Origin of the sequence: Bacillus sp. YBsi01 (assembly GCF_038406745.1) — a bacterium.
Taxonomy (GTDB): Bacteria; Bacillota; Bacilli; order Bacillales; family Bacillaceae; genus Bacillus; species Bacillus siamensis.
In genome coordinates this window covers 3080001-3098545 of the sequence record NZ_CP151679.1, presented here as the reverse complement: position 1 = coordinate 3098545, position 18545 = coordinate 3080001, and the positions used below count along the sequence as shown (strand labels likewise).

The window sequence follows — 18545 nt, the reverse complement described above, 5'->3', positions numbered from 1 at the left end:
CTTCCCCTACAGGCAAGTGAAGATTACTTAACTTCTACAGAAGCGCCAACTTCTTCAAGTTTAGCTTTAAGCTCTTCAGCTTCTTCTTTCGCAATACCTTCTTTAAGTGGTTTTGGAGTGTTGTCAACAAGTTCTTTAGCTTCTTTCAAGCCAAGACCAGTGATTTCACGAACAACTTTGATAACTTTGATTTTCTGAGAACCTGCACCAGCAAGGATAAGGTCGAATTCGCTTTGCTCTTCAGCAGCGCCGCCAGCAGCTCCGCCAGCTACAGCTACAGGAGCAGCAGCAGTTACGCCAAATTCTTCTTCGATTGCTTTTACTAGGTCGTTCAATTCAAGTACAGTTGCTTCTTTAACGGAAGCAATGATTTCTTCGATATTTAAAGCCATTTGAAATTCCTCCATTTGTTTTATTTTAGGGTAAAATCAGATTAAGCGCCTTGTTCTTCCTTTTGATCTGCAACTGCTTTAGCTGCAAGTGCAAGGTTGCGAACTGGAGCTTGAAGTACGCTAAGCAACATAGAAAGTAAGCCATCGCGTGAAGGAAGTTCAGCAAGAGCTTTCACTTCTTCAACAGAAGATACTTTACCTTCGATAACACCCGCTTTGATTTCCAGAGCTTCGTGGTTTTTCGCGAACTCGTTAAGAACTTTCGCCGGAGCGACAACATCTTCAGTACTGAATGCGATCGCATTCGGTCCAGTCAAGACATCATTCAAACCATCAAGTTCAGCTTGTTCAACCGCACGGCGAGTCATTGTGTTTTTGTACACTTTGAACTCTACGTTAGCTTCGCGAAGCTGTTTACGGAGTTCAGTTACTTCAGAAACGTTAAGTCCGCGGTAGTCAACGATGATCGTTGATTTGCTTTCTTTCAGTTTAGAAGCAATCTCTTCAACAACAACTTTTTTTGTATCAATTGCGCTGCTCATGGTTACACCTCCTGTAGATTTTGTGTAACACTTATACCGCTAGGTGATCACGACTGTGACGACGATTTCATATAAAAAGCCTCCATGTGGACATGGAGGCTGTATATACAAGCATACGTAACGTAATAGCTGTGATATATATACACCTCGGCAGGATATTAAGCCTCAGCGGCCCCTGCTGTCTACGGTATAAATGACATATTATATTTTACAACATTTTGAATCATATCAGAATGCTGATCTAAAGTCAAATATTATTTTACGTTGAAAGTTGAAGCGTCTACTTTGACACCAGGTCCCATAGTAGATGTTACAGCAACGTTTTTCACGTAAACGCCTTTAGCTGCAGCAGGTTTAGCTTTCAGGATTGTATCGTACATTGTTGTGAAGTTCTCAACAAGTTTTTCATCCTCGAAAGAAACTTTACCGATAGGAACATGGATGTTACCAGCTTTATCAGCACGGTATTCAACTTTACCAGCTTTGATTTCGCCGATTGCTTTTTCAACTTCGAAAGTAACTGTACCAGTTTTAGGGTTTGGCATTAAACCTTTTGGTCCAAGTACACGACCGATTTTACCAACCTCACCCATCATGTCAGGTGTAGCTACGATTACATCGAAATCGAACCAGCCTTGTTGAATTTTGTTGATGTAGTCAGTATCCCCAACGAAATCTGCACCGGCAGCTTCAGCTTCTTTTGCTTTTTCGCCTTTAGCGAATACAAGCACGCGCTGAGTTTTACCAGTTCCGTTAGGAAGCACGACTGCTCCGCGGATTTGCTGATCGTTTTTACGAGTGTCAACCCCTAAACGAAAAGCAACTTCAACTGTAGCGTCGAATTTAGCTGTGTTTGTTTTTTTAGTAAGCGCCACTGCTTCAGCGACGTCGTAAGCTTTTGCACGGTCTACAAGCTTCGCAGCTTCAACGTACTTTTTACCTTTTTTAGCCATTTTAAAATTTCCTCCTTATGTGGTTATAGCGGAATAACCTCCCACGAATAAGGGTTGCGAACTTGTGAAAACTCGCAACCCGACAAGAAACAAATTAATCCTCGATAACGATACCCATACTGCGGGCAGTACCTTCAACCATGCGCATTGCCGCTTCAACGTCTGCTGCGTTTAAGTCAGGCATTTTCGTTTCAGCGATTTCGCGAACCTTATCGCGCTTAACGGTTGCCACTTTATTACGGTTTGGTTCACCAGAACCAGACTCAATTCCAGCTGCTTTTTTAAGCAATACTGCAGCAGGCGGAGTTTTTGTAATAAATGTAAATGAACGGTCTTCGTAAACCGAAATTTCAACAGGAATGATTAAACCAGCTTGGTCAGCTGTACGAGCGTTAAACTCCTTACAGAATCCCATGATATTTACACCGGCTTGACCTAGTGCAGGTCCAACTGGCGGCGCTGGGTTAGCTTTTCCAGCAGGAATTTGCAATTTTACAACTTTTACTACTTTTTTAGCCACGAGACACACCTCCTTAAGTCCGTGATGTGGTAATAGGGTAAACCCTCCCACTCAAGGTTTCATTCTTTATATGAATGACGAAATATCAAGCTAGCTGCCTTGGATTAGTCCAAGACGTACCTTTGCTATATTATCATTAATATATAGCAATTTCAAGTTTTTTCACATTACAATTTGTCGATCTGGGTAAATTCCAGTTCAACCGGCGTTTCACGGCCGAACATGTTAACGAATACCTTCACTTTGCTCTTATCATAATCAATCTCTTCAATTGATCCTGTAAAGTTGGCGAATGGCCCGTCTATGACTTTGACTGTCTCATTCAATTCAAAATCAATGTCGGTTTTCCGCTCATCCATGCCCATCCGTTTTAAAATGGTTTCCGCTTCGCCAGGAAGAAGCGGAGTCGGCTTTGAGCCTGAACCGGCTGATCCGACGAAACCGGTAACGCCCGGCGTGTTGCGGACTACATACCAAGAATCATCAGTCATGACGATTTCAACAAGCACATAACCCGGGAACACTTTCTTTTTGACTACTTTTTTCTTGCCGTTCTTAATATCAGTCTCTTCTTCTTCAGGAACGACCACGCGGAAAATTTTATCCTGCATTCCCATTGATTCCACACGTTTTTCAAGGTTTGCTTTTACTTTGTTTTCATAACCGGAATACGTATGAACAACATACCAATTCTTTTCCATTCTATCAGGACTCTGCAGTCCTTCCCTCCCCGCATTTAAAAATGAAGTGTAAAACAAAAAATAGGCTCAGAGCCTATGAATCCTTTTTTCAACACAATAAAAAACCCGCTGAACGGGTTTTGGCAAACGATATTATGATCTATTATAGCACGTATTGCTGATCATTATTCAACTATTAAACGAATTAATTGAGAAATTCCTGTATCAAGGAGGGCAAAAAAGATAACAAAAAAGATAACCGTTGAAATCACCGTGATCGTATAGCGCGTTAACTCTTTGCCTTTAGGCCAGCTAACCTTTTTCATTTCTTTCCCAACATCTTTAAAGAAACTCATCATGCGCATGTAAAAGACCTCCACAATTTAAAAAGCGAACACTATTTTGTTTCTAAATGAGCTGTATGTGAATTGCAAGTGCTGCAGTACTTCTTAACTTCTAACCGCTCAGCCGCTGATGCAGAGCTTTTCATTGTCGTATAATTACGATTTCCGCATGTTTTGCATGCCAGCGTAATCTTTTTTCTCATGTCGATACACCTTTTCCTAAATAGACATTCATTTATCTTAATAAAATAGCACAGTCAGAAAAATTCTGTCAATATGACATAGAAACCCGCTACAGGCTGATTTCTCTTATTTCTAAATACTTCTCAAGCTTGCGCTTCACGCGCTGCAGGGCATTATCAATTGATTTTACGTGTCGGTTTAAGTCATCTGAAATTTCTTGGTAACTTCTTCCGTCCAAGTACAAAACAAGCACCTTTCTCTCCAGATCGCTAAGCAGTTCTCCCATTTTCATCTCAATATCATCGAATTCTTCCTGATTAATAATCATTTCTTCAGGGTTTAACGTTTTTGCGCCTGAAATGACATCAAGCAGTGTTCTGTCTGATTCTTCATCAAAAATTGGCTTGTCTAAAGAAACATAAGAATTTAAAGGAATGTGTTTCTGACGGGTAGCTGTCTTTATTGCGGTAATAATCTGGCGGGTAATGCATAATTCTGCAAAAGCTTTAAATGAAGTAAGCTTGTCCTCCCTAAAGTCTCGGATAGACTTATATAAGCCTATCATCCCTTCCTGTACAATATCTTCTCTGTCGGCCCCTATTAAAAAATAAGACCTGGCTTTCGCCCGTACAAAATTACGGTACTTCGTAATCAAGTAATCTAACGCATCACTATCCCCAACATGAACCTTTTCAATGACCTGCTCGTCCTCCAACTGGCAAAACTGCACTTTGTTGAATTTTCCCTTGCTGTTCTGTAGATTCACTGCGATCCCCCCGGCGCACGTAGATAGAAATATTATACATTAATGGGCGAAAAAGCGTCAACCTAATCCAGGCCGCCGCGCCGCCACTTTTCAAACGTTTTCAAAACCTCTTCGGACAGCTCGATTTTACCCGGGGGTTTTTCGGAAGTGATCTTTGAAACCCGTCTTTGAATCCGGCGTTCTATCGCATCCACTTCCCTCAGCAGCTCCCGGGCGGATTTGCGGAGAGCCCCTTGTCCGAAAATCGCCCACTGCTCCGTGTAATCAGAGGTTGCGACATGAATCTGTGTCGCAATATTATTCAGCGCCTGTGCAAGCTTCTCAATCCGCTCATCCGCCGTTTCATTCTCCCGTGTGAAAATCACTTCGACTCTGTGATTCGTGTGTTTTTTCTCTATGCCTTTTACCAGATGTGCGTCAAACACCACAATGACTTTAATTCCCGTGTACGACTGATACTCCGCCATCTTCTGAATCAGCACATCTCTCGCTTCTTCAAAACTGTTCGCTTTTAAATCCTTTAGCTGCGGCCAAGCTCCTATCATGTTGTATCCGTCTACTAATAGGATGTCCATTTGTCTTTATTCCCCTAAAGGATTGCGTTTCCGGTAGACTTCATACATGAGAAGGCCGGCCGCTACCGACGCATTCAGAGACGTGACTTTTCCGGCCATCGGAAGTTTAATGAGAAAATCACATTTCTCCTTCACAAGCCGGCCCATTCCTCTGCCTTCGCTTCCGATAACGAGCGCCAAAGGCATCTTGCCGTCCATAGAGCGGTAGTCTTCCCGGGCGGATGCATCCGTTCCGACGACCCAAATCCCCCGCTCCTTCATTTCATCAAGTGTCCGGGCAAGGTTGGTCACCTTCACGACGGGAATGTGTTCAATCGCACCGGTCGAAGCTTTTGCGACCGTCGAAGTCAGTCCGACCGCTCTGCGTTTCGGAATCACGATGCCGTGCGCGCCGACAGCGTCAGCCGTTCTCATGATGGAACCGAGATTATGAGGGTCTTCCAGCTCGTCCAATATGAGAAAGAAAGGCTGTTCGTTTCTCTGTTCCGCTCTTTTATATAATTCGTCTAATTGTGCATATTCATATGCCGCCACCTGAGCGACAACTCCCTGATGCTGCCCCTCCACCATCTGATCGAGTTTTTTTCTCGGCACAAATTGAATGGTGACGCCGCGCTTTTTAGCAAGCACCATAACTTGCTGCGCCTGTCCTTTTACTGTGTTTTCCGCCATCCATAACTTATAGAGTTTGCGATCCGACTTTAACGTCTCAATTACCGCGTTTTTTCCTATGACGTAATCATGTTGCTGACTCATTTGTTTTCCTCCCTGACGTCCCGACTTGTATAGCTTCTGTAATCAGCTGATTCAGTCTTTCTTCTCTTTTCTCAAGAAAAAGATATCCGAGCAAAGCCTCAAAAGCTGTACTATGGCGGTACGTCTGTACATCTGTGTTTTTAGGCGTCGTCCCTGATTTCGCGTTTCTTCCCCTTCTCACCACGGCTTCCTCTTCCTCCGTGAAAAAGGATTCTTCCTGAAGGCGGAACAGAATGTCTGCCTGTGATTTTGCCGATACGATCCGGCTCGCCTTCTTATGAAGGTCATTCGGTTTCGTATGGCCCTGCTTAAGCAGGTGATGCCGGACATATATTTCAAAAATGGCATCACCCATATAAGCGAGCGCAAGACCGTTTAACTGCTTTGAATCTTTGATTTGTTCAAATTGAAGCATCCGCTTACTCTCCCCGCTTCCAGCGAGTTCCCTGAGCCGTATCTTCAAGAATGATATTCATGCTTTTCAGCTGATCGCGAATTTGGTCTGACAAAGCAAAATCGCGATTGCGGCGGGCTTCATTTCTCTTCTCGATCAATTCTTCTATCTCTTCATCGACAAGCTCTTCTTCGCCGAGCGTAAGTCCGAGAACGGATCCGATTCGGTCAAACATACTGATGAAGGCTTTAATGACGTGATCCGCCGTATTGTCCTCCTGCATGTAGTAGTTGGCAAGCTTCGCCAAATCAAACCAAACGGAAATCGCATTCGCCGTATTAAAATCATCATCCATCGCTTCTTCAAATGCAGCGCGGTGCTCTTCGATTTTAGCGAGCCATTCATCATCATTGTCAGTCAGATTCGTGCTGCTAATCAAACGATGGTTTAAATTACTGTAGGCCGTCTTCAGGCGGTTAAACGCGTTTTTTGTTTTCTCAAGCAGCTCTTCCGAATAGTTGATTGGGTGGCGGTAATGAACGGACAGCATGAAAAATCTCAAAAGCTGCGGATCATACTGCTTAATGATATCGTGCACCAAAACAAAGTTGCCGAGCGATTTTGACATTTTTTCATTATCTATATTGATGTAACCGTTGTGAAGCCAGTATTTTGCGAATGTCTTGCCTGTTAATGCTTCAGATTGGGCGATTTCGTTTTCATGGTGCGGGAATGTCAGGTCCTGACCGCCGGCATGAATATCGATTTCGTCACCCAAATATTTTTTCACCATTGCGGAGCATTCAATGTGCCAGCCCGGGCGGCCTTTTCCCCAAGGGCTATCCCATGAAATTTCTCCGTCTTTGGCGGCTTTCCAAAGAGCAAAGTCCAGCGCATCCTCTTTCTTCTCACCGACACGGATACGGGCGCCCGATCTGAGTTCATCAATTGATTGCTGTGAAAGCTTGCCGTAGCCTTCGAAGGCTCTTGTTTTGAAATAGACGTCGCCTTCCGATTCATAAGCGTAGCCTTTTTTAATCAGCTCGCTGACAAATTCAATAATAGCGTCCATGTTCTCCATAACCCGAGGGTGAAGGTCCGCTTTCCGGCATCCGAGGGCGCCCACATCTTCAAAATAAGCTTTAATAAATCGTTCAGAAACGGTCGGAACGTCCTCACCGAGCTCATTGGCCGCCTTAATCAATTTGTCATCAACATCAGTGAAATTCGATACGTATTGAACATCGTATCCTTTATACTCCAAATAGTTGCGTACGGTATCATACACAATCGCCGGACGGGCATTTCCGATATGAATATAGTTGTATACAGTCGGTCCGCACACGTACATTTTTACTTTTCCTTCCTCAAGAGGAACGAATGTTTCCTTTTTCCGTGTCAATGTATTATAAAGTGTAATGGTCATTTTTGGTTGATCCTTTCTTTTTTATCTTCCAGTTCAGCCTGCAGCTCAAAAATCTGCTGCTCCAATGCTCTTAACCGGTCAGCAACCGGATCGGGCAAGTCTTGGTGATTGAGATCGCGTTTGATCTTTCTTCCGTTCTGAATGACGACTTTTCCAGGTATGCCGACAACGGTTGAAAAGTCGGGAACATCACGCAGCACAACGGAGCCGGCCCCTACTTTAGAGCCTTGCCCGACTGTTATAGAGCCGAGCACCTTCGCCCCCGTTGCAATTAAAGCATCATCTTTAATGGTCGGATGCCGCTTTCCCTTTTCTTTTCCCGTTCCCCCGAGAGTAACACCTTGGAATACCGTCACGTTATTGCCGATTTCACATGTTTCCCCTATGACGACCCCCATACCGTGATCAATGAAAAACCTTCTCCCGATGGTCGCGCCGGGATGGATTTCGATTCCGGTAAAGAAACGGGCAATCTGTGATATCAGGCGCGCAAGGAAGAAAAATCTCCGTTTATATAAAGCATGTGCAATCCGATGCGCCCATATAGCATGTAAACCAGAATAAGTTAAAACAACTTCAAAATAGCTTCTTGCTGCCGGATCTTGATCGAACACTGTATCTATGTCTTCTTTTAGCATTTTAAAAAACACATGCTTCCCCCCATTCTCTCCCCGCTCCAGTCTGTTTTTCCGCCTATAAAAAAAGCGCCTCTGCATGTAAACATGACAGAGACGCTTTTACCGCGCGGTTCCACTCTGTTTGAAAAACAAAACGCTGTTTTCCCAACTTTAAAGCCGGTAACGGCGGCGGCCGCCTTTAAATACTGATTTCCGCAGAAATGTTCTTCAAAGGTCTTAAGGGCGCACTTCTAAAACATAACGCATGAATCTCTCTCAGCCGATGAAGATTCTTTCTGTAATGGTCATTGTTTTATACTCTTCCCTGTCAACAATCGTATATTTAAATGCTTTTCAGGCGTTTTACGGCTGTTTCTCTGCCGATCAGCTCAATAGCCTGCGGAAGCTCCGGACCGTGCGTCTGGCCGGTAACCGCTACACGAATCGGCATGAACAGCTTTTTGCCTTTATGGCCTGTTTCTTTCTGAACGGCTTTAATTGAGGCTTTGATCTGCTCTGGCGTGAATTCTTCAAGCTCTTCAAGCTTCGCAGCAAATGCGCTGAGCACTTCAGGCACCTGTTCTTCCGCCAGAACGGCTTTTGCCTCTTGATTATACTCGATCTCATCCTTAAAGAACAAATCAGTCAGCTCGACAATTTCAGCACCGTAGCTCAATTGCTCATGGTAAAGAGAGATTAACTTACGCACCCATTCCCGCTCTTCGGCAGAAAGCTCAGTGCCGACTTTTCCTGCTTTTTGCAGGTGAGGCAGGGTCAGTTCAACAACTTGATCAAGATCCAGCGCTTTGACATATTGGTTGTTGACCCATTTCAGTTTATGCATATCAAATAGAGCCGGTGACTTAGATAAACGATTCACATCAAAAATTTCAATAAATTGTTCTCTTGTGAAGAGCTCTTCTTCACCGACAGGAGACCAGCCGAGAAGTCCGATAAAGTTAAACAGCGCTTCAGGCAGGTAACCCAGCTCATCATACTGCTCAATAAACTGAATAATTGATTCATCACGTTTACTTAATTTTTTGCGGCTTTCATTCACGATAAGCGTCATATGTCCGAATTCAGGAATATCCCAGCCGAACGCCTGGAAAATCATGATTTGTTTCGGTGTATTTGAAATATGGTCCTCACCGCGGAGCACGTGCGTCATTTTCATTAGGTAATCGTCAATTGCGACGGCAAAGTTATACGTCGGTGTACCGTCTTTTTTAACGATGACGAAGTCGCCGATACCGTCTGATTCAAAAGAAATCTCGCCTTTTACGATATCGTTAAAAGTGATGATTTTTCCTTCCGGCACGCGGAAACGGATGCTCGGCTGTCTTCCTTCGGCTAAAAACTGCTCCTGCTCTTCCTGAGTCAGGTTTCTGTGTTTGCCTGAATAGCGCGGCATTTCCCCGCGGGCGATCTGCTCTTCACGTTCTTTCTCAAGTTCTTCTTCCGTACAGAAACATTTATAAGCAAGCCCTTTTTCAAGCAGCGCTTCATAGTACTCTTTGTAAATGTCATTCCGTTCAGACTGGCGGTACGGGCCGTATTCTCCGCCGACATCCACACTTTCATCCCAGTCTATGCCGAGCCATTTCAGATAGTTAAGCTGGCTTTGCTCCCCGCCTTCGATATTTCGCTTTTTGTCCGTATCCTCAATCCGGATAATAAACTTTCCGCCTTGGCTGCGGGCAAATAAATAGTTAAAAAGCGCCGTTCTGGCGTTACCGATATGCAAATGTCCGGTCGGACTCGGTGCATAGCGGACGCGTACTTCATTTCCCATGTTCAAATACTTCCTTTCATCTCGTCTGTAGCCTCTAGCCGAATATATGTATCTATTCTACCACCAAATAGACCGGGCATCAAAATAATGATCAGGCTTTTTGGATCAGAACAGTCGCCTGAGCGGCAATTCCTTCGGCTCTTCCGGTAAACCCGAGCTTTTCTGTCGTTGTTGCTTTTACATTTACTTGAGAGACGTCTGCCTCAAGGCCTTCCGCTATTCGTTTTCTCATCGCATCAATATGCGGCGCCATTTTCGGCTTTTGCGCAATAATCGTGCAGTCTATGTTTCCGAGTACGTACCCTTTTTCTTTGACAATGTTCCAGACATGCTGAAGCAGCTTAAAAGAATCCGCATCTTTGAATTCCGGATCAGTATCCGGGAAATGCTTGCCGATATCTCCTTCACCCACCGCTCCGAGGCACGCATCTGCAACCGTGTGCAGCAATACATCCGCATCGGAATGCCCGAGCAGCCCTTTTTCATAAGGAATTTCAATTCCGCCGATGATAAGAGGACGGCCCTCCGTTAGTTGATGCACGTCAAATCCTTGTCCGATTCTAAACATTATGATTCCCACTTTCCGCTTTCATGATTGCTTCCGCTGATATCAGATCATCCGGCGTTGTCAGCTTAATATTGGTATAGCTGCCTTCAACGATACTCACCTGATATCCATCAAGACGCTCAACTAGACTGGCGTCATCTGTACCTAAGAAGCCTTTGTTTTCCGCTTCCCTATGCGCCTTTTTCAATAAAGAAAGACGAAAAGCCTGCGGCGTTTGAACGGCCCACAAGCTTGAACGGTCAAAGGTCTCCGCAACCCGGGAACCTTCCGCCCGTTTTATCGTGTCTTTCACAGGAACAGCCAGGACAGCCGCTCCCGTCTCTTCTGCTGTTTCAACGAGTTTATCGATATGCTGATGCGTGACAAACGGGCGCGCCCCGTCATGAACAAGGACGACGGACTCCTCATCAATCACTTTCAGTCCTTCGTATACACTATGCTGACGCTCCGCCCCGCCGGTGACAAGCTCAATTTCCGCTTTAACCGGAAACTGGACAAGCAGCTGGCGAAAATCTTCCCGTTCACTCTCGTTTATCACCAGGATTATTTTCTGACAAGGCGCGTGGCTTTCAAAAACCCGCAGTGTGTGTATAATAACAGGCGCACCCTTTAAGCCGATGAACAGCTTATTTTTCCCGGCTTTCATCCGTTTCCCTTGTCCGGCAGCCGGAATGACTACGACATACTCCATCATTAACTCCCTCTTAAAGAGCCTTCTCAAGCAGCTTAGGCTTGGCAAAAATCATTCGCCCCGCCGCTGTCTGCAGCACGCTGGTTACGAGCACATCAATATGTTTCCCTATATAATTGCGGCCTTCTTCCACAACGATCATTGTTCCGTCATCCAAGTAAGCCACACCTTGATTATGCTCTTTCCCGTCCTTAATCACCTGCACATTCATTTCTTCACCCGGAAGCACAACCGGCTTCACCGCGTTTGCAAGGTCATTAATATTCAGTACCGCAACCTTCTGAAGCTCACATACTTTATTTAAATTAAAATCATTCGTCACAACGACACCGGATGTCAGCTTCGCAAGTTTGACAAGTTTGCTGTCAACCTCTTGAATGTCTTCGAAGTCGCCTTCATAAATTTCAACCGTAATATCCAGTTCCTTTTGAATGCGATTCAAAATATCCAGTCCGCGGCGTCCTCTGTTGCGTTTTAAAACATCTGAAGAATCAGCGATATGCTGTAATTCCTCAAGCACAAATTGAGGAATGACAATGACTCCTTCTAAAAAGCCCGTCTGACAAATATCTGCAATTCTCCCATCAATAATAACACTTGTATCCAAGATTTTCAGCCTTTTCTCCTGTTCCTCCTGCTCCTCATCGGCACTTCCTTTTTTCTTCTGCATTCTTGCAGAAATGGAGAACAGACTGATCAGTTCATCCTTTTTCTTAAATCCGACCTGGAAGCCCAGATAACCGAGAAAGAAAGCCAAAAAGACCGGGATGATGGTGCTGAATATACGGTACGGAATATTGTCCAGCGGAATCACGTTTACAATGAGATATGCGATGATAAGTCCAAAAACCAATCCGAGACTTCCGAATAACAGATCCGGCACCGGAGCTCTCAGCAAAGAATCTTCAATCCATTTCACCCAATTAATCACATATTCTGTCGTCCATATACTGATGAGAAAAAAGATAATAGCACCAATTGCAGCAGACGTATATGCGTTTGTTATTAAAGGTATGTCCTGTATATTTGACAGTACAAACAATTCAGGTATTAAAAAGATACCGACAACGCCGCCCACAATAATGAAGAACGCCTGAACTATTCGTTTTAACATACCTCCACCTCCTTTTAAGTAACATTTTTCAGCAGGCTGTCAAAGCCTACAAATATCAGAATAAACAAAAACTAACAATAATATACCCGGATTCTGACAGGTTTAAGCGATACTTAAAGCTGTCTATCTATATAGTGTTTTTCTTGAAGACGTTTTAAACCTTTTTTGATTTTTTGGGCGCGCACCTCGCCGATGCCTTCAACATCATCCAGCTCTTCAACAGTGGCTTCCGTTATGCTTGGCAAAAATCCGAACGCCTCAACCACATTTTCAACAATCGGCATCGGCAGACGCGGAATTTTATTCAGCAGTCTGTACCCTCTCGGCAGCACATAATCATCAAGGTTGGTAGAAGCGGGATATCCAAGCAGCTTAAACAGAATGGAATCATCAAGCAGATCATAGCTGGACATATCCTGAAGCTCTTTTAACAGCACGAACGGATCTTTGATTTTTTCTTTCACATAGTCTTTGATGAAAAGAGCCGCTTCTTCTTCCATATCCGTAATCAGTTCAATCACCTGCAGACGGATTAAGTGGCCTTCAGTTCCGAGTTCTTTAATATACATGTTGATTTCATTTTTTATACGGAGCACCATTTCATAGCGGTGCATGACGGACAGCACGTCACTGAATGTCACGAGCTCCTCAAACTCTAAAGCGTTTAAAGCCGTAATCGTTTTGTCTAAAATGGTTTTATACTTCTCAAGCGTTTGAATCGCCTGGTTTGCTTTTGTTAAAATAAATCCTATGTCCTTCAGTGTGTATTTCATGCTGTCCTGGTATAACGTAATGACATTTCTGCGTTCAGAAATGGCGATGACGAGACAGCCGGTCTGCTTCGCCACCCGTTCCGCCGTACGGTGCCTCATTCCCGTTTCTGAAGAAGAAATGGTCGCTTCCGGCATAAGCTGTGTATTCGCATAAAGAATTTTCTGGCCGGAATCGCTTAAAATAATGGCACCGTCCATTTTGGCCAGCTCGTATAGGTGAGCGGGCGCAAATGATGTATTAATATGAAAACCGCCATCCACGACTTGCTTTACCTTATCATTGTATCCGACAACAATCAGGCCGCCTGTATTTGCCCGCAGTACATTCTCTATCCCGGCTCTGAGCGGCGTGCCCGGTGCAACGAACTGCAGAATTGCAGACAGGTCAAGCTCTTGTTTCGCCCCTTTTTTCTCTTTTTCCATCTATTATGATCCTCCTAATGAAGTACGAAGCGCTTCTGCAACATTTGCTACTCCGACAACCTCAATCCCTTTTGGTATTGTCCATCCGCCTGCATTCGCCTCAGGTATGACCATACGCTTGAAGCCGAGTTTCGCCGCTTCTTTTACGCGCTGTTCGATTCTTGACACCCTGCGGACTTCTCCTGTCAGACCCACTTCACCGATAAAGCAATCTGCAGGATTCGGCGGTGTATCTCTGAAGCTTGAAGCAATGCTGACGGCTACTGCCAAATCAATCGCCGGTTCATCCAGTTTGACGCCGCCGGCGACTTTTAAATATGCATCTTGATTCTGAAGCAAAAGCCCCACCCGCTTCTCAAGCACAGCCATGATTAACGACACCCTATTGTGGTCAATCCCTGTAGCCATGCGGCGCGGGTTTCCAAAGCTGGTCGGTGATATGAGCGCCTGAATTTCAACCAGGATCGGTCTCGTTCCTTCCATTGACGCAACGATACTCGAACCCGAAGCCCCGGCAGAACGCTCTTCCAAGAAAATTTCCGAAGGGTTCAGCACTTCTGTAAGCCCCTCTTCCCGCATTTCAAAGATGCCCATTTCATTTGTTGAGCCGAAACGGTTTTTTACAGCCCGCAAAATACGGAATGTATGGTGCCGCTCTCCTTCAAAGTATAGAACGGTATCGACCATATGCTCAAGCAATCTTGGCCCAGCGATCGATCCTTCTTTTGTGACGTGTCCGACGATAAAAATCGGAATGCCGTTTGTTTTCGCGATTTTCATCAATTCAGCCGTACACTCTCTTACTTGTGATACACTGCCGGGAGCTGAGGTAATGTCGCTTTGGTAAACGGTCTGAATGGAGTCTACGACAACAAATGCGGGTTTCATCTCTTGTATAGCAGACGAAATATACTCCATATCGGTTTCAGATAAAACATGTAACAATTGGCTGTTGATTCCAAGCCTGTCAGCGCGCAGCTTCGTTTGCTTCACGGATTCTTCCCCGGAAATGTAAAGCACGCTGCCGGCCGTGTCTGCTAATTGTGCGGATACTTGAAGAAGGAGCGTTGACTTTCCGATGCCGGGGTCGCCGCCGATTAATACTAACGAGCCCTTCACAACGCCGCCGCCAAGCACTCTGTTAAATTCTTCGAGCTTGGTTTGAACACGGGGTTCTTCTGATGTTTCAATTGATGTAATGGGTGATGGTTTCTGGACGGTTTGAACGGAGTGGGAGAAAGCCGCCCGCCGATTTGCCGGCGCTTTTTTGATGGTTTCTTCCACCATTGTATTCCAAGCCCCGCAGCCCGGGCATTTCCCCATCCATTTTGCGGATTCATAACCGCATGAGTGGCAGATGAATTTTGTTTTTGATTTAGCCATATATGCTGTAAGACCTCTTCCTTATCGAATATTTCTCTATATAACAAAGTGAGGCATACACTTGCTTACGTATGCCTCATGTTTGTCACTATATTAGTTCGTTTTAGCAGTTGTTTTTACGACAAATTCGCCGTCTTCAACATCAAGAACGATGTGCTGGCCTTTATCAATATTGCCTCTGAGAAGCTCTTCTGATAACCGGTCCTCCACATGCTTTTGAATCGCTCTTCTTAACGGACGTGCGCCGTATTCCAAATCGACGCCCTCGTCTGCTACTTTTGCTTTTGCAGCATCCGTCAGCTCTATAGAGAGATCTTGTTCTTTCAGACGTTTTGTTAACTGGTCAGACATAAGCGACACGATGTCTGTAAGATGTTTTTTCTCAAGGGAGTGGAAGACGATAATTTCGTCAATCCGGTTGATAAATTCAGGTCTGAAGGCACGCTTCAGCTCTCCCATGACTTTGTCTTTCATGTCTTTATGGTTTTGTGATTCATCCTGCACATTGAAGCCCACATATTTGTTGCGTTTCAGCTCGCTCGCTCCGACGTTTGACGTCATAATCAGAATCGTGTTGCGGAAATCAACAGTGCGTCCTTTTGAATCAGTCAAGCGTCCGTCTTCAAGCACTTGCAGGAGAATGTTAAACACATCAGGATGCGCTTTTTCAATTTCATCAAGCAGTACGACAGAGTAAGGTTTTCTTCTCACTTTTTCCGTCAGCTGGCCGCCTTCATCATAACCGACATATCCCGGAGGAGAACCGACAAGACGCGAAGTCGAATGTTTCTCCATATATTCGGACATATCCACTCTGATCATCGCTTCCTCATCACCGAAAATGGATTCCGCCAGCGCTCTTGCCAGCTCTGTCTTCCCTACGCCTGTTGGGCCTAAGAAGATGAATGAACCGATCGGACGTTTCGGATCCTTCAAACCGGCTCTTGCACGTCTGACAGCCTTCGCAACGGCTACAACGGCTTCATCCTGGCCAATGACGCGGGAGTGCAGAATGCTTTCCATATTGAGAAGCTTATCTGTTTCCGTTTGCGCAATTTTAGATACAGGCACCCCGGTCCAGCTGGATACCACCATTGCGATATCCTCTACAGAAACTTCGGAGTTCTCCTGGCCTTGTTTTTCTTTCCACGTTTTTTTCGTATCTTCCACCTGTTCTCTCAAGCGCTGCTCCGTATCACGAAGAGAAGCCGCTTTTTCAAACTCCTGGCTTTGAACGGCAGCGTCTTTTTCCTTGCGAACTTCATCGAGTTTCTGCTCAAGCTCTTTTAAGTTCGGAGGCGTTGTGAAGGAACGGAGACGCACTTTTGAACCGGCTTCGTCAATTAAATCGATCGCTTTATCCGGAAGGAAGCGGTCAGAAATATAACGGTCAGACAATTTAACCGCCGCTTCGATTGCTTCATCGGTAATAGATACGCGGTGATGCGCTTCATAGCGGTCACGAAGACCTTTTAAGATCTGAATGCTTTCATCGACTGACGGCTCATCCACCTGAATCGGCTGGAAGCGGCGCTCCAGAGCTGCGTCTTTTTCGATATATTTGCGGTATTCATCAAGCGTTGTCGCACCGATGCACTGAAGCTCTCCGCGAGCGAGTGAAGGTTTTAAAATATTCGACGCGTCAATCGCGCCTTCTGCTCCTCCAGCTCCGATCAGTGTGTGCAATTCGTCAATGAATAAAATAATATTGCCGGCCTGACGTATTTCATCCATTACTTTTTTCAGACGGTCTTCAAATTCTCCGCGGTATTTCGTGCCTGCTACAACCGTTCCCATGTCTAATGTCATTACGCGTTTATCACGTAAAATTTCCGGCACTTCATTATTGATGATCTGCTGTGCGAGACCTTCAGCAATCGCAGTTTTACCTACACCCGGTTCTCCAATCAGAACGGGATTATTCTTTGTTCTGCGGCTTAATACCTCAATAACACGCTGAATTTCTTTGCTTCGGCCGATAACCGGATCAAGGCTGTCTTCCCTCGCAATCGCGGTTAAATCACGCGCCAGACTGTCAAGCGTCGGCGTGTTTGCGCTGCTATTTGTCCCTGCTCCAGATGCCCCTGTCTCATTGCTTCCGAGAAGCTGCAGAACCTGCTGTCTCGCCTTATTGAGACTGACACCCAGATTATTCAGTACTCTCGCGGCGACTCCCTCACCTTCACGAATCAGCCCAAGAAGTATATGCTCTGTTCCTACATAAGAATGACCGAGCTTTCTGGCTTCATCCATTGATAGTTCTATTACCTTTTTGGCTCTAGGCGTGTAATGAGGGACAGAGGTGGTGCTTTCCTGCCCTCGGCCAATCAAACTTTCCACTTCTTTCTGCATTTTATCTGAATTGAGGCCAAGCGCTTCTAAAGCTTTAAATGCTATCCCTTCACCTTCACGGACTAACCCCAATAATATATGTTCAGTTCCGATATTTGTATGGCCTAAGCGCAGTGCTTCTTCCTGTGCCAGTGCCAATACCTTTTGAGCCCGCTCTGTAAATCTTCCAAACATCATATCGAATCATCCTCCTGTCTATTTGCACTCATTTCTAAATGCAGCCTTTCCCTGATAAGAGCCGCTCTTCTCACGTCTCTTTCGTTCGGCCGTAATGCGCCGCCCGAATATTGCTGGAGAAAACCGGGCTGTGTCAAAATCATCAGTTCATTAAGTATATTGCTTGATAGCCCTTTAATGATCCCCAGGTCTATCCCCAGCCGAACGTCAGAAAGGCATTTCGCCGTTTCCTTCGATTCAATCATTCGGCAGTTGGATAAAACGCCGTAAGATCTGAATACCCGGTCCTCTAATTCAATTTTCGAGGTTTGATAAAGCGCTTCTCGGGCTGAGCGTTCCTGCTCAATCAGCTGGGCAGCCACACTGTTCAAATCATCGACGATATCCTGTTCTGATTTTCCAAGTGTGATTTGATTTGAAATTTGAAAGATATTTCCTAATGCTTCGCTGCCTTCCCCGTAAATTCCTCTAACAACTAAACCTAATTGGTTAATTGCCGGTATAATTCGATTCAATTGCCTAGTTAGTACAAGACCCGGCAAATGCATCATGACCGAAGCCCTTAGTCCCGTCCCTACATTTGTAGGACAGCTTGTTAAGTATCCTCTCTTCTCCCCAAAAGCGTAATCCACTTTCTCCTCAATCCAGTCATCAACCTGGTTTGCCGCTTTTATGGCGTTGAGAAGCTGGAAGCCGGGGAAGAGACATTGAATTCTGATATGATCTTCTTCATTTAACATAATGCTGACTTCTTCATTTTCAGAAAGCAGACAGCCGCCAAACGGTGATTCCGTTAAATTCGGGCTGATCAGATGCTTTTCCATCAGCACCCGTTTTTCCAAAGGCTGAGCTTCACTCATTCTGATTAAATGAAATTGACCGATATCAGGCAGTTCTTTCCCTGAAAAATGATCTTCGAATTGCTGAATAATGGATGAGGCTTCTTCATTCGTATACCGGGCAGGAAACTTTATATTTTCAAAGTTTCTGGCCAATCGTATACGGCTGCTGAGTACAATGTCACTTTCAGGTCCCTTTTGCTTCATCCAATTGCTTAATGCGTCCTGAATAAAATGCTTGAGCGACATTACCCTTGTTCCTCCTCACTATCTGTGCCTTTT

The 18545-nt window shown here is 45.0% G+C and carries 22 protein-coding genes and 2 other annotated features (1 of these 24 only partly in view); all 22 genes read right to left on the bottom strand.

The genetic code is table 11. The annotated features are described in order from the left end of the window. Nucleotides 1-23: 23 nt before the first annotated feature. Entirely contained in the window at nucleotides 24-392 is a 369-nt protein-coding gene (gene rplL / locus AADZ70_RS15625) for a 50S ribosomal protein L7/L12 (RefSeq protein ID WP_151280360.1), read from the bottom strand. A gap of 41 nt (nucleotides 393-433) precedes the next feature. After that, on the bottom strand, nucleotides 434-934 hold the full coding sequence (rplJ, locus tag AADZ70_RS15620; RefSeq protein ID WP_003156433.1) for a 50S ribosomal protein L10: 501 nt from the start codon (nucleotides 932-934) through the stop codon (nucleotides 434-436). Between the two features lie 63 nt (nucleotides 935-997). Next, nucleotides 998-1140: a sequence feature (ribosomal protein L10 leader region), on the bottom strand. Nucleotides 1141-1188: 48 nt separating this feature from the next. Beyond that, on the bottom strand, nucleotides 1189-1887 hold the full coding sequence (gene rplA / locus AADZ70_RS15615; RefSeq protein ID WP_016935907.1) for a 50S ribosomal protein L1: 699 nt from the start codon (nucleotides 1885-1887) through the stop codon (nucleotides 1189-1191). Between the two features lie 94 nt (nucleotides 1888-1981). Further along, nucleotides 1982-2407, bottom strand: coding sequence for a 50S ribosomal protein L11 (gene rplK, locus AADZ70_RS15610; protein WP_003156430.1), 426 nt, complete (start codon nucleotides 2405-2407; stop codon nucleotides 1982-1984). Between the two features lie 167 nt (nucleotides 2408-2574). After that, nucleotides 2575-3108, bottom strand: a complete 534-nt coding sequence (gene nusG, locus AADZ70_RS15605) for a transcription termination/antitermination protein NusG (RefSeq protein WP_003156423.1) — start codon at nucleotides 3106-3108, stop codon at nucleotides 2575-2577. Between the two features lie 164 nt (nucleotides 3109-3272). Beyond that, on the bottom strand, nucleotides 3273-3452 hold the full coding sequence (gene secE / locus AADZ70_RS15600) for a preprotein translocase subunit SecE (protein ID WP_003156422.1): 180 nt from the start codon (nucleotides 3450-3452) through the stop codon (nucleotides 3273-3275). 32 nt (nucleotides 3453-3484) lie between these two features. Further along, a complete protein-coding gene (rpmG, locus tag AADZ70_RS15595; protein WP_003156421.1) occupies nucleotides 3485-3634 on the bottom strand; it encodes a 50S ribosomal protein L33 in 150 nt (49 codons plus the stop codon). Between the two features lie 89 nt (nucleotides 3635-3723). Next, nucleotides 3724-4380, bottom strand: coding sequence for an RNA polymerase sporulation sigma factor SigH (gene sigH, locus AADZ70_RS15590; protein WP_003156415.1), 657 nt, complete (start codon nucleotides 4378-4380; stop codon nucleotides 3724-3726). 62 nt (nucleotides 4381-4442) lie between these two features. Continuing rightward, complete coding sequence (rae1, locus tag AADZ70_RS15585; RefSeq protein ID WP_013350802.1) at nucleotides 4443-4955, bottom strand: ribosome-dependent mRNA decay endonuclease Rae1/YacP; 513 nt, start codon at nucleotides 4953-4955, stop codon at nucleotides 4443-4445. Nucleotides 4956-4961: 6 nt separating this feature from the next. Then, nucleotides 4962-5711, bottom strand: a complete 750-nt coding sequence (gene rlmB, locus AADZ70_RS15580; RefSeq protein ID WP_342007300.1) for a 23S rRNA (guanosine(2251)-2'-O)-methyltransferase RlmB — start codon at nucleotides 5709-5711, stop codon at nucleotides 4962-4964. Next, nucleotides 5695-6126: a Mini-ribonuclease 3 gene (locus tag AADZ70_RS15575; RefSeq protein WP_016935909.1), complete on the bottom strand. Its 432-nt coding sequence runs from the start codon at nucleotides 6124-6126 to the stop codon at nucleotides 5695-5697. The genes rlmB and AADZ70_RS15575 overlap by 17 nt, the downstream gene beginning before the upstream one ends. Before the next feature lie 4 nt (nucleotides 6127-6130). Then, complete coding sequence (cysS, locus tag AADZ70_RS15570; RefSeq protein WP_016935910.1) at nucleotides 6131-7531, bottom strand: cysteine--tRNA ligase; 1401 nt, start codon at nucleotides 7529-7531, stop codon at nucleotides 6131-6133. Further along, nucleotides 7528-8181, bottom strand: a complete 654-nt coding sequence (gene cysE / locus AADZ70_RS15565) for a serine O-acetyltransferase (RefSeq protein ID WP_007410393.1) — start codon at nucleotides 8179-8181, stop codon at nucleotides 7528-7530. The genes cysS and cysE overlap by 4 nt, the downstream gene beginning before the upstream one ends. A gap of 74 nt (nucleotides 8182-8255) precedes the next feature. Beyond that, nucleotides 8256-8489 (bottom strand) — a binding site (T-box leader). Between the two features lie 2 nt (nucleotides 8490-8491). Continuing rightward, nucleotides 8492-9943 (bottom strand): glutamate--tRNA ligase, encoded by a 1452-nt coding sequence (gltX, locus tag AADZ70_RS15560; RefSeq protein WP_049627779.1) that lies wholly within the window; start codon nucleotides 9941-9943, stop codon nucleotides 8492-8494. Between the two features lie 91 nt (nucleotides 9944-10034). Further along, a complete protein-coding gene (gene ispF / locus AADZ70_RS15555; RefSeq protein ID WP_016935912.1) occupies nucleotides 10035-10511 on the bottom strand; it encodes a 2-C-methyl-D-erythritol 2,4-cyclodiphosphate synthase in 477 nt (158 codons plus the stop codon). Continuing rightward, nucleotides 10504-11202, bottom strand: coding sequence for a 2-C-methyl-D-erythritol 4-phosphate cytidylyltransferase (ispD, locus tag AADZ70_RS15550; protein ID WP_342007299.1), 699 nt, complete (start codon nucleotides 11200-11202; stop codon nucleotides 10504-10506). The genes ispF and ispD overlap by 8 nt, the downstream gene beginning before the upstream one ends. A 13-nt stretch (nucleotides 11203-11215) precedes the next feature. Continuing rightward, nucleotides 11216-12316: a PIN/TRAM domain-containing protein gene (locus AADZ70_RS15545; RefSeq protein WP_045927008.1), complete on the bottom strand. Its 1101-nt coding sequence runs from the start codon at nucleotides 12314-12316 to the stop codon at nucleotides 11216-11218. Between the two features lie 113 nt (nucleotides 12317-12429). After that, on the bottom strand, nucleotides 12430-13512 hold the full coding sequence (disA, locus tag AADZ70_RS15540; protein ID WP_003156401.1) for a DNA integrity scanning diadenylate cyclase DisA: 1083 nt from the start codon (nucleotides 13510-13512) through the stop codon (nucleotides 12430-12432). 3 nt (nucleotides 13513-13515) lie between these two features. Beyond that, nucleotides 13516-14895: a DNA repair protein RadA gene (radA, locus tag AADZ70_RS15535; RefSeq protein WP_016935915.1), complete on the bottom strand. Its 1380-nt coding sequence runs from the start codon at nucleotides 14893-14895 to the stop codon at nucleotides 13516-13518. Nucleotides 14896-14988: 93 nt separating this feature from the next. Continuing rightward, nucleotides 14989-17424, bottom strand: a complete 2436-nt coding sequence (gene clpC / locus AADZ70_RS15530) for an ATP-dependent protease ATP-binding subunit ClpC (RefSeq protein WP_016935916.1) — start codon at nucleotides 17422-17424, stop codon at nucleotides 14989-14991. Next, nucleotides 17421-18512 carry a protein arginine kinase gene (locus AADZ70_RS15525; RefSeq protein WP_016935917.1) on the bottom strand — a complete coding sequence of 364 codons (1092 nt, stop codon included), beginning with the start codon at nucleotides 18510-18512 and terminating at the stop codon, nucleotides 17421-17423. The genes clpC and AADZ70_RS15525 overlap by 4 nt, the downstream gene beginning before the upstream one ends. Next, a protein-coding gene (locus tag AADZ70_RS15520; RefSeq protein ID WP_016935918.1) for a UvrB/UvrC motif-containing protein crosses the window boundary here: on the bottom strand, nucleotides 18512-18545 show its final stretch. 524 nt of this gene lie beyond the right edge of the window; 34 of the gene's 558 nt are visible here — the last part of the coding sequence; its start codon lies beyond the right edge, outside the window; it ends in the stop codon at nucleotides 18512-18514. The genes AADZ70_RS15525 and AADZ70_RS15520 overlap by 1 nt, the downstream gene beginning before the upstream one ends.

What these genes read in the sequence shown, in the direction of transcription:
- rplL (WP_151280360.1), bottom strand. Translation starts at nt 392, where the DNA reads ATGGCTTTAAATATCGAAGAAATCATTGCTTCCGTTAAAGAAGCAACT.
- rplJ (WP_003156433.1), bottom strand. Translation starts at nt 934, where the DNA reads ATGAGCAGCGCAATTGATACAAAAAAAGTTGTTGTTGAAGAGATTGCT.
- rplA (WP_016935907.1), bottom strand. Translation starts at nt 1,887, where the DNA reads ATGGCTAAAAAAGGTAAAAAGTACGTTGAAGCTGCGAAGCTTGTAGAC.
- nusG (WP_003156423.1), bottom strand. Translation starts at nt 3,108, where the DNA reads ATGGAAAAGAATTGGTATGTTGTTCATACGTATTCCGGTTATGAAAAC.
- secE (WP_003156422.1), bottom strand. Translation starts at nt 3,452, where the DNA reads ATGCGCATGATGAGTTTCTTTAAAGATGTTGGGAAAGAAATGAAAAAG.
- rpmG (WP_003156421.1), bottom strand. Translation starts at nt 3,634, where the DNA reads ATGAGAAAAAAGATTACGCTGGCATGCAAAACATGCGGAAATCGTAAT.
- rae1 (WP_013350802.1), bottom strand. Translation starts at nt 4,955, where the DNA reads ATGGACATCCTATTAGTAGACGGATACAACATGATAGGAGCTTGGCCG.
- rlmB (WP_342007300.1), bottom strand. Translation starts at nt 5,711, where the DNA reads ATGAGTCAGCAACATGATTACGTCATAGGAAAAAACGCGGTAATTGAG.
- AADZ70_RS15575 (WP_016935909.1), bottom strand. Translation starts at nt 6,126, where the DNA reads ATGCTTCAATTTGAACAAATCAAAGATTCAAAGCAGTTAAACGGTCTT.
- cysS (WP_016935910.1), bottom strand. Translation starts at nt 7,531, where the DNA reads ATGACCATTACACTTTATAATACATTGACACGGAAAAAGGAAACATTC.
- gltX (WP_049627779.1), bottom strand. Translation starts at nt 9,943, where the DNA reads ATGGGAAATGAAGTACGCGTCCGCTATGCACCGAGTCCGACCGGACAT.
- ispF (WP_016935912.1), bottom strand. Translation starts at nt 10,511, where the DNA reads ATGTTTAGAATCGGACAAGGATTTGACGTGCATCAACTAACGGAGGGC.
- ispD (WP_342007299.1), bottom strand. Translation starts at nt 11,202, where the DNA reads ATGGAGTATGTCGTAGTCATTCCGGCTGCCGGACAAGGGAAACGGATG.
- AADZ70_RS15545 (WP_045927008.1), bottom strand. Translation starts at nt 12,316, where the DNA reads ATGTTAAAACGAATAGTTCAGGCGTTCTTCATTATTGTGGGCGGCGTT.
- disA (WP_003156401.1), bottom strand. Translation starts at nt 13,512, where the DNA reads ATGGAAAAAGAGAAAAAAGGGGCGAAACAAGAGCTTGACCTGTCTGCA.
- radA (WP_016935915.1), bottom strand. Translation starts at nt 14,895, where the DNA reads ATGGCTAAATCAAAAACAAAATTCATCTGCCACTCATGCGGTTATGAA.
- clpC (WP_016935916.1), bottom strand. Translation starts at nt 17,424, where the DNA reads ATGATGTTTGGAAGATTTACAGAGCGGGCTCAAAAGGTATTGGCACTG.
- AADZ70_RS15525 (WP_016935917.1), bottom strand. Translation starts at nt 18,512, where the DNA reads ATGTCGCTCAAGCATTTTATTCAGGACGCATTAAGCAATTGGATGAAG.